Genomic DNA, 13989 nt, shown 5'->3' on the forward strand with positions numbered 1-13989 from the left:
GACCCTATTGCGGCGTCGCGGTCAAAGGACATTTGCTTTGGTCCGTAAACAGTCGATGTGGAAAGCGTGTCGAAACTCATGCCCTTTCTACGCCGCGGCCGCGCATCCGGATTACCCTTTGTTGAAAAACCGAGTGTCTGATCCGTTTGGCGGCATAGGACGTAAACAGACCATAAGATCGTTTGAGGAACGCCGCATGTACGACGCCCGCCCTGCCCGCCCCCGTATCGCCGTAGTGGGCACCGGCATATCCGGCCTGTCGGCGGCATGGCACCTGAACAGATACGCCGAGATCACCGTTTTCGAAAAGGAAGATCGGCCCGGCGGGCATAGCCACAGCGTCAATATCGGCAGCCCCGAAACTCCTCTGTGGGTCGATATGGGCTTCATCGTCTTCAATACGCCCTGCTACCCCAATCTGACGGCCCTGCTCGACCATATAGGCGCGCCGCATCAGCCGTCGGACATGTCCTTCGGCGTGTCCATCGACAAGGGGCGGCTGGAATACGCGTCCGTGTCGCTGTCCGGCTTGCTGGCGCAATGGGGCAATGTGGTGCGCCCGCGCTTTCTGCGCCTGATGTGGGATCTGGTGCGTTTCTACAAGACCGCGCCCCTGGACCATAAGGCGCGTCAGGATGAACGTCTGACTCTGGGCGAGTATCTGGTCAGTCGGCGCTATTCGCGGCCCTTTATCGAGGATCATCTGGTGCCGCAGGCGGCCGCCATCTGGTCCACCTCCGCCGCCGAGGTGATGGACTATCCGTTCCGCGCCTTTATGAACTTCTTCGAAAATCACGGCTTGCTGAAGCTCAATCTGGCCGAACGCATTCAGTGGCGCACCGTCACCGGAGGCTCGCAGGCCTATGTCGAGCGCCTGATCGAACCGTTCAAACACCGCATCCGCACCGGATGCGGCATCGTCAGGGCCGAACGCCACGCCAACGGCGTCAGCCTGACCGATACGCACGGTGAAGTGCACACTTTCGACGAGGTGGTGTTCGCCACCCACGCCCACGACACCCTGCGCATATTAGGGGACAACGCCACCCCGCAGGAGCGCGCGCTATTATCGGCCTTCCGCTACACCGACAACGAGGTCGTGATGCACACCGACGCCGGCCTGATGCCGCGCCGCCGCCACGCCTGGGCCAGTTGGAACTATATCGGGCGCAAGGACGAGATGACGGCGGGTCGAATGCTGTGCGTCACCTACTGGATGAACCTGCTGCAAAACCTGCCCGGCCGCGACGTGTTCGTGACGCTCAACCCCGTCTCGCCGATCGCCGAAGACAAGGTGATCAAGCGGATGACCTTCGACCATCCCCTGTTCGATCAGGCGGCCATCGCCGCCCAGACGCAGCTTGGCGGTTTGCAGGGCGTCAACCGAACCTGGTTCTGCGGGGCCTATTTCGGCGCGGGCTTCCACGAAGACGGGCTGCAATCGGGGCTGGCCGTCGCCGAGGCGATCAGCGGCATCGAACGTCCGTGGGCCTTCGACTGGAGCCGCTCGCGCATCTTCTGGCAGCCCGCCCGTGTCCTTCTGGAGGCCGCGGAATGATACAGACCGCCCTCTATGCCGGCCCGGTCATGCACCACCGTTTCGCGCCGAAGACACATCATCTGGAATATTCGGTGTTCCAGATTCTGTTCGATCTCGATCACCTTGACGACACGCTGAAGCCGCTGAAAACCCTCGGTCTCAACCGTTTCAATCTGCTGGGCTTCGACGAGCGCGATCACGGCCCGGTCAAGGGCGACACCGCCGCGCCCCTGCGTGAACGGATCATCGCCTTTCTGGAACCGCAGGGCCTGTATCAGGCCACCGACCGGCTGTTCCTGCTGGCCATGCCGCGCGTGCTGGGCTTCGTCTTCAACCCGATCAGCCTCTATTTCGTCGAAAAGGCCGACGGGAAACTGCGCAGCGTCGTCTATCAGGTCAACAACACCTTCGGCGAGCGGCACTGCTATGTGCTGCCGGTGCAGGACCTGCGTCCCATCCGTCAGGCCGCCGACAAGAAGCTCCACGTCTCGCCCTTCATGGATATGGACATGGCCTATAGCTTCGACCTGACGCCGCCGGAGGACCGCTTCTCCTTACGCATCCTGCTCGAACAGGTAAGACCCGAAGGCCGGGCGCGAATGCTGGTGGCGCGTTTCAACGCCCGTCGCGAAGCGCTCACCGACGCTGTGCTGCTGAAGTATTTTTTCACCATGCCGCTTATGACGCTGAAGGTCGTGTGGGGCATCCACTGGGAGGCGCTGAAACTATGGCTCAAGGGCGTGAAATACCGCCCCGGTCCGAAAGAGGCTCCGGCGGTGTTCAGCGTAGGTGAGACGTCGGCCCAATAAAAAACGCCCCCACTTGTGGGGGAGGTGGCGCTGAGCGCCTCGAAGTGACGGAGGGGGCCTTACGGCGTGTCCAAGCAACCCTCAAAGTTGCTGACACAAGGAAAGGCTCCCTCCACCCTATCTCGCCTTCGGCTCGTGCGGTCCCCCTCCCCGCCAGCGGGGAGGTATTAAGACCTTAAGGACGCTTCACTTTCACCGCATTGCCCGAATAGGCGACGCTGATCGCCGGAGCATCGAAGTCGGTCGTCTTGTCGCCCGCCTTCAGGAAGCGCACCTTGAAGGTCCGCGCCGCCACCATCTTGTCGTACTGACCCGTGCGCGCACCGATGGTCAGTTCCCCGGTCTTGTCATTATAGGCGAACGGAATGCGGGTGAACTTGCCCTTCTCATAGCCGTTCGACACGCCGTCATCCTCATAAAGGCTGTAGCTGCCGTCGGCGCCGGTATAGACATTGAGGGTCAGCGGGGCGTCCGGCTTTTCGTCGACATACTGCGTCACCGGGCCCATCGGCAGGATGGCGCCGGCCTTGACGAACAGCGGCAACTGATCGAGCGGCGCGGCGACGGTGCGGGTCTGACCGCCCTTCACCGCTTCACCGGTATAGAGATTGTACCACGACGCGCCCGCCGGGAAGTAGACGCTGCGCGAGGTCGCCTGATATTTCGTGACCGGCGCGACCAGAATCGACTTGCCGAACATATAGGCGTCCTTGACGTCCTTGCCCTTGGCGTCCCTGGGGAAATCCAGCGCAAGGCCGCGCATGATCGGCGCGGATTCGTAATGCGCATCCGCCGCGGCCGAATAGATGTACGGCATCAGGCGGTAGCGCATCTCAAGGAACCACACCATATTGGCGCGCATGGGCGAGCCTTCGGGCGAGATTTCGTGGATTTCGCGCTTCACGCCTTCGCCGTGCGAACGGAACAGCGGCGAGAAGGCCCCGAACTGCCACCAGCGCTGGTTCAGCTCACGCCATTCCTTCAGGTCCTCGGCCGTGCCCGTACCGCCCGCCGTGCGGTTTTCCTGAAGCCCGCCGACCTCTTTCCCCTGGAAGCGCGTTTCCTGCGCATAGCCGCCGATGTCGTGCGTCCAGTTCGGCACGCCGGAAAAGCCCGTCTGCACGCCCGCCGATATCTGATCGTAGAGATTGTCCCAGGTGCCGACCACATCGCCCGACCACAGGGCGGCGGCGTTGCGCTGCACCCCGCCGAAGCCCGAACGGGTCAGGATGAACTGACGCTTGTCCGGCTGATCGACCTTGAGGCCGTCATACATGGCCTGCGTGTTCATGGTCGCATAGGCGTTGTGGACCAGCGCGCCCGGCCCCATCTGGGTCGGGGTGATCAGCTCGGCGAACTCTTCCGGGCTGGTGTTCGAGCGCACGTCCGGCTCGGTATTGTCCATCCACCAGGCGTCGAAGCCGTACTTGACCAGACCTTCCTTCATCTGGCGGTAGTAGATGTCGCGGGCTTCCTTGTTGTACGGCGAATAGTGGCTGTTGAGATAACCCGGACCGACCCAGTCCTTGAAGCCCAGTTCGACATTCCGGCGCCACATATAGCCCTTGGCGTCCAGTTCCTTGTAGTTGTCGGTGTTCGGATAGAACTTGCCCCAGATCGAGATCATGATGCGGGCGTTCTGCTTGTGCACCTCGTCGACCAGCTTTTGCGGATCGGGGAAGCGGACGGGATCGAACTTGTGGCTGCCCCACTGGTCTTCCGGCCAGTAGAACCAGTCCTGAACGATATTGTCGATCGGCCACTTGTTGTCGCGATAGGTCTTGAGCACGCTTAAGAGCTGATCCTGCGTCTCGTAGCGCTGACGCGACTGCCAGAAGCCGTAGGCCCACTTGGGCATCATCGGCGGCTTGCCGGTGACGGTGTGGTAGCCCGAAATGACGCCGTCGAGGCTGTCGGCCGAGATGAAGTAGTAGTTCAGGCCCGTGCCGGCTTCGGAGGTGAAGCGCAGCGAATGCTTGTCTGCCGCCGGTTCCGGGTTGGAATGGTGCAGCGAGATCAGGCCGCCCGACGGCAGCCACTCGACCTGAAACTTTACCGGCTTGCCCCTGGTGAAGGTCTGGTCGAAATTGTTGTACCAGCCGTTCCAGCCCATGCGCCAGATGCCGTGGTCGAACAGCGTCTTGCCGTCGACCTTCATCGTCACATAGTCCGAGACGAACAGGCGCATCTTGTGCACGCCCGGCTTGTCGGAGGTGGCGGCGCCTTCCCAGACGACCTTGACCTTTTTGCCCTGCGTCGCCGCCTTGCTCAGGGCCGGATCGGTCGGCCAGTACTTGTCGACATCCGACAGGAACTGATAGCGGATGTCCGGCTCGACGCGCGTCAGGATCAGCTTGTCATCGACATAGTATTTGGCGGTCAGCCCCTGCGAACCGTCGAGCGCCGTCAGTTTCAGGTCGCGGCTGGCCAGACCGAAGCGCACCGGATTGCCGAAACGCGTGACCGAGTTGTTGTCCCACAGCACGCCGTAATTCTTGTCAGACACCACGAAGGGGATGGCGATGTCCATATTGTGCTGGCGCAGTTCGATGTCTTCGCCATTGAGGTTCATCTGGGCGTTCTGGTGCTGCCCCAGACCGTAGAAGGCTTCGGTGGTGTTGATATTGAATTGCGCGGTGGTCGAGACGTAGGGCTTGCCTTCGACGGTCACCGGTGTGATGGCGCTCTTGACCTCTTTCAGGACCGGCTGGCCCTTGGCGTTGAAGAAGGTGATCTTGCCGTCGGTCAGGTTCACCTGCGCCGAAGCCGCAGCGGCCTTAACGGTGACGACACCCTTGCCGTCCGTGACGGTGAACTTGCCTTCGGGTTTGGCGACGGCCATCAGCGACGGCAGTTGCGCGCGCGCCGGGTCGTCGACGCCGACGACGTGGATGATCGAATCGTTGATCACATCGAGGCGGATTTCCTTCGCCGTACCGGTGTCGGGCTTCACCACGATGCCGGTGTCGGTCTGGGTATAGGTCCCGGCCAAGGCCGTGGATGCCATGAGCGCGACCGCAAAGGTGGGGGCATAGATATAGGGTTTCATCAGTCTTCTCCCTCGTTGATCCCCTCTCCCTGTTTACGGGGAGAGGGTGGCGCGAAGCGCCGGGTGAGGAGCAAAATCCCACAAAGAAAGAAGCCCCTCACCCCAGCCCTCTCCCCGCAAACAGGGAGAGGGAGTGATTGTTAATACGTCGCCAGCTTGATCTTGAGCACCGCCGGCTGACCGGTCAGGTTCAGGCCATAGTCGGTCTGGTCGCCGTTCCACACGAAATCGACGACCCACTTGCCGTTTTCGAAATGTCCCTGCTCGACCGCGCGGAAGATCAGGTTCTTGCCTTTATTTTTGGGACCCAGCCCGAAGTTCAGGCGCGCGTGCACGCCGGTCACCAGGAACTCGTCTTCGGAAAGCTGCGCCACGACCACGCCGCCATTGGGCTTTTCGCGCCCCGGCACCGGATCGAACTTGCCCAGCCACGTCCATTCGGTCAGGCCGAACTGCCATTCGCCGTACAGCACATCGACCTTCCACTTGCCGCCCAGATCGATGGACTGCGGCTTGCGGTCGTCGGCCTCGGCGACGCCCCAGACGGGGTTTTCGTAGGCGATCTTCGCCCATTCGCGCATCATCGGCGCGAACAGGGCGTACTTTTCACGGAAAGGCCTGAGGCCTTCCGGCGAGATGTCGCGGCCACCCAGCGGGTAGTTGGTATAGCCCGTATAGTCTATGCCGAAGGGCGCATAACCGATGCCGCCACGGCCGAAGACGCTGAAAATATAGCGGGCGAATTCAGTGTCCGAGCCGGTTTCGGGCACGAACAGCGGGTTGTCGAACTTGGTATAGAGGTTCAGCACCGCCTCGTAATTGGCCGAGTCGCGCTTATAGATATCCGGCGCGATAATATCGATGGCCGGAGCCGCCGCCTGATAGATGTCGATGACGTTGTGGGTCGGCCCGCCCGACGAATAGGTCTCCGGCCCGACCTCGACCAGCGGTTCGCGCAGCGCCGCATTGACGTACATGGGCAGGTCGTAAACCGCCCGGCCCGCCGCGGCGATCTCATTGATATAGCTGGCGATATGCCAGGCGTGGAAATATTCGTCGGCGTGCTTGCCGAACACTTCGCTCCACGTGCCGCCCCTGGTGATGCCCTTCTTCTTCAGCAGGGCCTGCGGCACCGGCCCCTTGAAGACCTTTTCCGCCTTGGCCGAATAGTCGCGCACGCTGCCATAGGTGCCGGACTCGTTTTCCGGCTGCATCATGATGACGGTGTGCTGATCGCCATCGATCTTTTTCAGGTGCGTCATCAGGGCGACAAAGGCCTTTTTGTCGGCCTCCAGCGTCGAACGCTCCATCGGCGACAGGCAATAGGACATCGTCCCGTCTTTTTTGGTAATGCGCGGGAAGCGCTTGTTGTCGAGCTTGACCCAGTCCGGCGTATAGTTGGGCGAGGTGTTCTTCCACGTGCCGAACCACAAAAGCACCAGACGCACATTGTTTGCGCGCGCCTGCTTCACCAGTTCGTCGACATAGGAAAAGTCGAACTGACCTTCCTTCGGCTCGATCTGCTCCCACGCCACGGGAATTTCCAGCGTATTGGCGTGAATGTCCTTCAGCGCCGGCCACACCTTGGGCAGTTGCGCCGCATAGTTGGACGAGTTGTTGGCCTGCGCGCCCAGAATGAGGTACGGCGCGCCATCGACCATCAGCGCGGCCTTACCGTTTTTCTTCACCACCTGCGGCAGGGGCTTGCTCTGCGCAAAAGCCTCCAAGGCTGGCGCAAAGCTCAGTGCGGCGGTAAATACAGCGGCGGACAATAAAAAACGACGCGACAATCTGTGTGAACGCATGCACGGCTCCCCTGAACAGCTTCATGACCTGCCGGCGCATGGCGCGGCTTTACGGACGGAAAATCCGCCCGGCATTTCAGAATTTCGGCTGAGGGATAGCAGTCGCCCGTCTTCCACATCGGCGCGCCTGCCCGGCATTGCTCCCTCACGGTAAACACCTGCGCCCCGCAGGACACGGCCTTTTTTATTATACAATTGTCTTAATCATCATCGCATTAAGGCGCAAGGTCAAAAATGATAACGCTATCATTTTCAATCGTTTTCAGATTAAGCTCCGGCGGCGGAGGGTCGCGCCCCGCGCGTTATTTTCTTATTTAAGCTGGACAAGGGGCGGAAACTTCGGCGATTACTCATCTTATAACAAGACTCAATAAGCCTACAGGCCCCTCATAATGCGTACGCAGCACGGCGTCAGCCTCACCTACGGACTTCTGGAAACGCTCGGTCAATCGATTGTCTCAGGCCATTACGACGGCAGCGGCTTTCCGACCGAGGCCGAACTGTGCACGCAGTTTTCCGCCAGCCGCACCGTCGCGCGCGAAGCGGTGAAGATGCTGACGGCCAAGGGCCTGCTCAGCGCCCGTCCGCGTCAGGGCACCAAGGTCGAACCGGTCAGCCGCTGGAACCTGCTCGATCCGGACGTGACGCGCTGGCTGATGGAACGCCCTTTCACCAACACCATCTACCGCGAATTTACCGAGGTCCGTCTGGCCATCGAGCCGGTCGCCGCGGCGCTGGCGGCCCAGCGCGCCGACCGCAAGGATATCAAGGCCATCCGCGACGGCCTCAACGGCATGCGCGACAACGCCGCCGAACACGATCAGGCGCTGCAGGCCGATATCGAATTCCACGTCGCCATCCTGCGCGCCTCGGGCAACCCCTTCTTCTGGCAGTTGCGCGAACTGATCAATACGGCGCTGCGCATCTCCATCGGCATCACCAACAAGGTATCGGGCCATACGGCCTCTATCCCCGCCCACGAAGCCGTGCTGATCGCCATCGAAAAGGGCGACCCGGACGGCGCGCTTCTGGCCATGCGCGCCATTCTGCTCGAATCGCTGGACCTGATCGAGACCTACAATCCGGCGGTGGGCGAGTAGCCGCAGGGACTCAGCCCCGGCGCCCGTTAGTTGGAGCGCGCCAAACTCGCGGCAGACTACTTCATACCTCCCCAACTCGTTGGGGAGGGGGACCGCACGACGCGCGTAGCGCTAGATGCGGTGGTGGGGCTTCTTACTTAATTTCAGCAAACTGAGCTGGTGGACATATCGCAAGATACCCCACCACCACATCTCACCGCCTTCGGCGGCTCGTGCGGTCCCCCTCCCCGGCATAGCCAGGGAGGAATAAGATTTCTAAGCCGCCAACTGTTCCTTGACCTTCTCGGCCAGCGTCTTGATATCCAGCGGCTTGGGCAGGAAGGACACGCCCGTCTCGTCTTCCAGCAGGTCAGAGAACTCCGCCTCCGCATAGCCCGAAATGAACATCACCGGCACGTTGCCGAGGAAGGGCCGCGCCTTCTTGAGCATGGACGGGCCGTCCAGCCCCGGCATGATGACGTCGGAAATCAACAGGTCGAACTTGCCGCCGCCCTGAATGATGTCGAGCGCCTCTTCGCCGTCCGACGCCTCGGTGACCTCATAGCCGCGCTGACGCAGCAGGCGGGCCGCGATGCCGCGCACGATCTCCTCGTCCTCGACAAACAGGATGCGGCCGGCGCCGGACATGTCCTTGGGCGTGACCTTCGGCGGCGCGGCCGGGGTCTCGAGCTTCGGCGCGTCGGGCTTGGCCACGTGCACCTTGATCGGCAGGAAGATTTTGAACGTCGCGCCGTGGCCCTCTTCGGGCGCGATGACCGAGGTAATGGCGATATGGCCGTCGGCCTGATTGACGATGCCGTAGACGGTCGCCAGCCCCAGCCCGGTCCCCTCGCCCAGCGGCTTGGTGGTGAAAAACGGCTCGAAGACCTTGGTCATGATGTCCGGCGGTATGCCGGGGCCGTTGTCCGACACCTCGATCAGGGCCGCACCCTGCACCGGCGCATCGGCCCAGCCCTGAGCGACGGCCTCGGCCTGGGTGAGCGCCGCCGAGCGGATTTTCACCCGCCCGCCGCCCGCCGTATGCACCGCATCGCGGGCATTGACGACGAGGTTCATCACCGCCATCTCCATCTGCCCCTTGTCGGCGTGGATGTCGGGCAGGTCGCGGCCGTATTCCGTCTCCAGCTTGACGTCTTCGCGCATCAGGCGGCGCAGCAGGACCTCGGATTCCGAAATCAGTTCGCCCAGATTATGCGTGACGCGCTTGACCGTCTGCTTGCGCGAGAAGGCCAGAAGCTTGCGCACCAGATCCTCGGCGCGCGTCGAAATCTGACGAATTTCATTGAGCCCCCCATAGGACGGATCGCCCAGCGGGTGGTTGTGCAGCAGGTCCTCGACCCGCAGTTTCAACCCGGTCAGCAGGTTGTTGAGATCGTGGGCCACGCCGCCGGCGAACTGCCCGATGGCCTGCATCTTCTGCACCTGAGCCAGGCTCTGCTCCAGTTGTTTCTGCTCGCTGATATCGAACAGATACAGCATGAAGCCGCCTTCTGTGCGCGCCAGACGCACTTGTAACGGCAGGTCCTTGTTCGCCAGCAGCTTGACCTCGAAGGCCGTCTTCTTCGCGTCGAGCTTGGCTTGCGCTTCTTCGCGCGACGCCGCGTCGATCAGCTCGCCCCAAACCTTGCCGGCCAGGTCGCCCGCAGCCGAACCCATCAGTCGGGCGAATGCCGGATTGCTCCGCACGATCCGCGCTGTCAGCAGCGCCTCGCCCTGTAACAGGGCCTGACCGAAGGGCGCATCCGAACCGTCGAACACCGGTGACACCGATGTTTCCACCGTCTCGACATCCGCCACCGTCGCCGGTTCTTCCGGGGCCTCGGTCGCCGGCAGTTCGTGATTCAGCAGCAGACCCGTGCCCAGAACGCCCTGCGACGCGGCGCGCACCAGCACCTGCTCATCGCCCAGACGCGACAGCAGCATCTCGAAATCGAAGCTGCCCAGCCGCACCAGCGCCCGGCTGTTGCCGCGGGCGCGCGCCTCGCGCATGGCGACGAACAGGGCCTCGCTGCCCTCGCCCGCCGGCAGACGCTTCTCATTGCCGCCCGCATCGCGCCACGCCGGATTGGTGGCGTTCAGCCGGCCGTCGAAGCTGGCGATCGCCGCCGGTTCGGCCAGGGCCTCGACCAGCGCCTCGACGCCGGGTCCGCGCGGTTCGAGATCGTCGTCATGGCTGAAGGCGAACAGGGCCACCGACACCACCGCCCCCATGACGATGACGAGGATGGTCAGCACCACGCCTGCCGGCAATTCGCCCGCAATGACCCAGAAGGCGGCGCAGGCGGCGACCACGATGATGGCCACGACGGTCAGCGCCCAGGGGGAAGCGAAATCGCGCAACCGCTCCAGCAGGCTTTTCGGCGGCGGGGGGGCGGCGGGTTTCATGGGGGGCGACGACGGCAAAGCAAACCCTTTCACCAAAACGAATCGCTGGATTTTAACCTAATTTGCGAATCCTGCCTGAAATTCGCTAAAAACCGCGCTTCTTGCGCACCATGACGAAGGAGATGATCTTCGCCACCGCCTGAAAATGGGCTTCGGGGATGATTTCATCGACATCGATGGCGGCGTAGAGTGCGCGCGCCAGCGGCGGGTCTTCGACAATGGCGATATCGTGCTCGCCCGCCACTTCGCGGATTTTCAGGGCCAGGGCGTCCACCCCCTTGGCCACACAAGTCGGCGCGGGCGTGTCGTCGTCATAGCGCAGCGCCACGGCATAGTGGGTCGGGTTGGTGACCACCACCGTCGCCTTGGGGACATTGGCCATCATGCGCTGACGCGATTTCTCCATGCGGATCTGTTTCAGGCGGCCCTTCACATGCGGGTCGCCTTCGGTCTGCTTGTATTCGTCCTTCAGTTCGGTCTTCGACATCTTCATTCTTTGGGCGAAGCGGAACTTCTGGATGAAGTAGTCGGCCCCGCCTTCGAGCACCATGAACAGGCACACCGCCACGGCCAGCGAGAAGAAGACCTCCTTGGCGTAGGGCAGGACCAGCATCGGAGACGCCCCGGCAAGGCCCGCCACATCGACCGCCCGCCCCTTGAGGACCAGCCACGAGATGAAGCCCACGGCAATCAGCTTGATCAGGGTCTTGGCGAACTGGATCAGGGCGTCGACGCCGAACAGGCGTTTGAAACCCGCCATGGGATTGAGCTTGGAGAAATCCGGCTTGAGCTTCTCGGTCGAGAACATCAGCCCGGTCTGGGCCAGGGTGCCGATGGCGCCCGCCGCCCCGGCGACCAGCAGGATCAGGCCGATGATGGGCAGCACCTGCATCATCAGGTGATGGGCGATGGTCACCCCGCCGTCGCCCATGATCGAATCGCGCAGCAGGTGCGGCGCGGCCACGAAGACCCTGAGCGTCTCGGCCAGCGACAGGGCGATCTTGTCGCCATAGAGCATGACCAGCGCGCAGGCGGCGATCAGCGACAGCGCCTGCGGAATATCGGCGGATTTGGCGACGTCGCCCTTTTTTCGGGCTTCGTCGAGTTTTCGGGCCGAGGCCTCTTCTGTTTTGTCTTCGCCTTCGTCTGCCACCTATACCCCTCGCACGAAGAGGCGCAGGAATTCCTCGTAATGTTCGATGAAGACCAGGCCGGTGGCGCCCAGACTGAGGGCGAAGATGGCCAGCCCCAATAAAACGCTTATCGGGGTGACGGCGAAGAAGATCGGGAAGGCCGGCATGATGCGGCCGATGAAACCCGCGGCGATATTGATGATCAGGCCGAAGACCAGCACGGGCGTCGTCATCTGAAGCGCCAGCATGAAGGTGTCGCCCACGGTGCGGATCATCAGTTGCGTGGCGTCGCCGACCATGATCGGACGCATCGGCGGAAAGACCCAGTAAGAATCGCGCATCCCGGCGATGAACAGGTGATGCAGGTTGGTGACGTAGATCAGGACCAGCCCCAGCATGGCCAGAAAGGTGCCGACCGAGGTTGAGGGTTGCGCCTGCGCCGGATTGGCGGTCTGGGCGAAGGACAGGGTGGTTTGCAGCGACACGATCTCGCCCGCAATGGCCAGCGCCGCCAGAAAGGTGCGCATCAGCATCCCCAGCATCAGGCCGATCACCGCCTCATGGATGATCAGGCCGGCCATGGCCCCCAGCTTCGGCGGCAGGGCCGGCATCTGGCCCTGCACCACCGGCACCAGCATCAGGGTGAACATGAAGGCGAAGGACAGGCGCATGCGCGGCGGCACCGCCTGATCGCCGAGGCCGGGAATGAGGATGGCGACGGCCCCAACGCGCACGAAGATCAGCATCGCGGTGAACACCACCTGCGAAGTACCGAAGAAGGAGGTCACCTCCGTCGTAAAATCCGGCGATGGCGTAACGGGGATCATAGGCCGTCAATGCCCCGATTCTGATGGCGGACCCAATAGGGCTCAGATGCCCGCGATCTTGGTGGCGATTTCCTTCATGAAACCCGACAGCAGCGCCCCCATCAGCGGCAGGACCAGCAGCAGGGTCACGAAGACGGCGATGATCTTGGGCGCATAGATCAGGGTCTGCTCCTGAATCTGGGTCAGGGCTTGAAACAGGCCGATGACGACCCCTACGATCAGGCCGACGATCAGGACCGGGGCGCAAAGCTGAATGGTCAGCCAGATGGCGTCGCGCCCGACGCTGAGGACTTCGGTTCCGGTCATGGAGGCTACCTTGGTTGACTGTCTTGCGGACCCCACCGATCCGATAGGCAGATTTTGCCGGGAATGCAGTTAACAACGCATTAACCCGACGCGCAGTTGGTGAAAATCGTGAGATTTGAGTCGAATGGCAGAAGGCTAGCGCCGCCCGTATATCGATACGGGCAAGCGACGCCGACGCACCAGTCGGCCAAAGACCACGATTTTCAGATCGGCATGCGCAGGATTTCCTGATAGGCGCTGATCACCTGATCGCGGATGGCGATGACGCTTTCCAGCGACGCTTCGGCGGTGGACACCGCCGTCACCGCGTCGATCAGATCGGCCTTGCCCTGCGAATGGGCGACCATTTGCGCTTCGGCGTTCTGGGTCGTCTTCATCGTCTGCTCCATCGCGCCGTTCAGCACCTTGGAGAAGGCCGCACCGACATCGTTGGTGCGCTGGGCCTCGTCATTGAGACCAGAGACCTGCTTTTGAACGGCCCCGTAGGCCTTGGCGACGAGTAAAGGGTTCATCGAAAGCGCTTTCCAAAAAGTGGGGCGCACTTTTTGGATAAAAAAGCGCGCTAATAAAAAAGATCAGAACCTTTCCAAAGGTTCTGATTACCTTCTCAGCAGGTCAATGGTCTTTTGCTCGATCGAGCGGGCCGTTTCGATGACGTTCAGATTGGCCTCGTAGGCGCGTTGGGCGTCACGCATATCCATGCTCTGAATCAGGCTCTTGACGTTCGACTTCTTGACATTGCCCTGGGCATCCGCCGCCGGGTGGCTGGGGTCGTACTCGATCTCGAACGGGCTGTCGTCCGGCCTGACCGCCGCCAGCTTGACGCCCATGGCGCCGTCGATCTTGGCCGCTTCGAAGACCGGAATCTGGGCGCGATAAGGGTCCGCACCCGGCGTCTGACCGGTGGAGTCGGCATTGGCGATGTTTTCGGCGATGATGCGCATACGCGCCTGCTGCGCCCGGAGCGCGCTGGCGGCAACCGAAAGGGTCGGATGGGTTTCGGTGGTCTTGTTAACCGGCATATGAAACTCCCTT

General features: G+C 62.1%; 11 protein-coding genes. 3 read left to right on the forward strand and 8 right to left on the reverse strand.

The window, feature by feature from the left end; all coding sequences use genetic code 11:
• Nucleotides 1–196: 196 nt before the first annotated feature.
• Nucleotides 197–1558 (forward strand): NAD(P)/FAD-dependent oxidoreductase, encoded by a 1362-nt coding sequence (locus LH365_RS09690; protein ID WP_226743439.1) that lies wholly within the window; start codon nt 197–199, stop codon nt 1556–1558.
• Complete coding sequence (locus tag LH365_RS09695) at nt 1555–2349, forward strand: DUF1365 domain-containing protein (RefSeq protein ID WP_226743440.1); 795 nt, start codon at nt 1555–1557, stop codon at nt 2347–2349. The genes LH365_RS09690 and LH365_RS09695 overlap by 4 nt, the downstream gene beginning before the upstream one ends.
• 175 nt (nt 2350–2524) lie before the next feature.
• On the opposite strand, the gene LH365_RS09700 is transcribed toward LH365_RS09695, so the two are convergent.
• Both LH365_RS09700 and LH365_RS09705 read right to left on the reverse strand, forming a co-directional pair.
• On the reverse strand, nt 2525–5398 hold the full coding sequence (locus LH365_RS09700; protein WP_226743441.1) for a TIM-barrel domain-containing protein: 2874 nt from the start codon (nt 5396–5398) through the stop codon (nt 2525–2527).
• A gap of 140 nt (nt 5399–5538) precedes the next feature.
• On the reverse strand, nt 5539–7203 hold the full coding sequence (locus LH365_RS09705) for a DUF5597 domain-containing protein (RefSeq protein WP_226743442.1): 1665 nt from the start codon (nt 7201–7203) through the stop codon (nt 5539–5541).
• Between the two features lie 392 nt (nt 7204–7595).
• Here LH365_RS09705 and LH365_RS09710 point away from each other — a divergent pair, with 392 nt between their 5' ends.
• Nucleotides 7596–8303, forward strand: coding sequence for a FadR/GntR family transcriptional regulator (locus LH365_RS09710; RefSeq protein WP_226743443.1), 708 nt, complete (start codon nt 7596–7598; stop codon nt 8301–8303).
• 255 nt (nt 8304–8558) lie between these two features.
• On the opposite strand, the gene cckA is transcribed toward LH365_RS09710, so the two are convergent.
• The 6 genes from cckA to flgC form a co-directional block, all read right to left on the reverse strand.
• Nucleotides 8559–10688, reverse strand: coding sequence for a cell cycle histidine kinase CckA (cckA, locus tag LH365_RS09715; protein WP_226743444.1), 2130 nt, complete (start codon nt 10686–10688; stop codon nt 8559–8561).
• 85 nt (nt 10689–10773) lie between these two features.
• Entirely contained in the window at nt 10774–11841 is a 1068-nt protein-coding gene (flhB, locus tag LH365_RS09720) for a flagellar biosynthesis protein FlhB (RefSeq protein WP_226743445.1), read from the reverse strand.
• The gene (gene fliR, locus LH365_RS09725) at nt 11842–12648 is read right to left on the reverse strand and encodes a flagellar biosynthetic protein FliR (protein WP_226743446.1); all 807 of its coding nucleotides are present in this window, start codon (nt 12646–12648) and stop codon (nt 11842–11844) included.
• Nucleotides 12649–12690: 42 nt separating this feature from the next.
• Complete coding sequence (gene fliQ / locus LH365_RS09730; protein ID WP_107870319.1) at nt 12691–12954, reverse strand: flagellar biosynthesis protein FliQ; 264 nt, start codon at nt 12952–12954, stop codon at nt 12691–12693.
• A gap of 203 nt (nt 12955–13157) precedes the next feature.
• Entirely contained in the window at nt 13158–13466 is a 309-nt protein-coding gene (locus LH365_RS09735) for a flagellar hook-basal body complex protein FliE (protein WP_226743447.1), read from the reverse strand.
• Between the two features lie 87 nt (nt 13467–13553).
• Complete coding sequence (flgC, locus tag LH365_RS09740) at nt 13554–13976, reverse strand: flagellar basal body rod protein FlgC (protein ID WP_226743448.1); 423 nt, start codon at nt 13974–13976, stop codon at nt 13554–13556.
• Nucleotides 13977–13989: the final 13 nt, after the last annotated feature.

The sequence above is a fragment of the Asticcacaulis sp. AND118 genome, from assembly GCF_020535245.1.
GTDB lineage: Bacteria > Pseudomonadota > Alphaproteobacteria > Caulobacterales > Caulobacteraceae > Asticcacaulis.

Excerpts from the sequence above, each read along its gene's own strand:
- fliR (WP_226743446.1), bottom strand. The coding sequence starts at position 12,648 with ATGATCCCCGTTACGCCATCGCCGGATTTTACGACGGAGGTGACCTCC.
- LH365_RS09700 (WP_226743441.1), bottom strand. The coding sequence starts at position 5,398 with ATGAAACCCTATATCTATGCCCCCACCTTTGCGGTCGCGCTCATGGCA.
- LH365_RS09710 (WP_226743443.1), top strand. The coding sequence starts at position 7,596 with ATGCGTACGCAGCACGGCGTCAGCCTCACCTACGGACTTCTGGAAACG.
- LH365_RS09695 (WP_226743440.1), top strand. The coding sequence starts at position 1,555 with ATGATACAGACCGCCCTCTATGCCGGCCCGGTCATGCACCACCGTTTC.
- LH365_RS09690 (WP_226743439.1), top strand. The coding sequence starts at position 197 with ATGTACGACGCCCGCCCTGCCCGCCCCCGTATCGCCGTAGTGGGCACC.
- LH365_RS09705 (WP_226743442.1), bottom strand. The coding sequence starts at position 7,203 with ATGCGTTCACACAGATTGTCGCGTCGTTTTTTATTGTCCGCCGCTGTA.
- fliQ (WP_107870319.1), bottom strand. The coding sequence starts at position 12,954 with ATGACCGGAACCGAAGTCCTCAGCGTCGGGCGCGACGCCATCTGGCTG.
- flgC (WP_226743448.1), bottom strand. The coding sequence starts at position 13,976 with ATGCCGGTTAACAAGACCACCGAAACCCATCCGACCCTTTCGGTTGCC.
- LH365_RS09735 (WP_226743447.1), bottom strand. The coding sequence starts at position 13,466 with ATGAACCCTTTACTCGTCGCCAAGGCCTACGGGGCCGTTCAAAAGCAG.
- cckA (WP_226743444.1), bottom strand. The coding sequence starts at position 10,688 with ATGAAACCCGCCGCCCCCCCGCCGCCGAAAAGCCTGCTGGAGCGGTTG.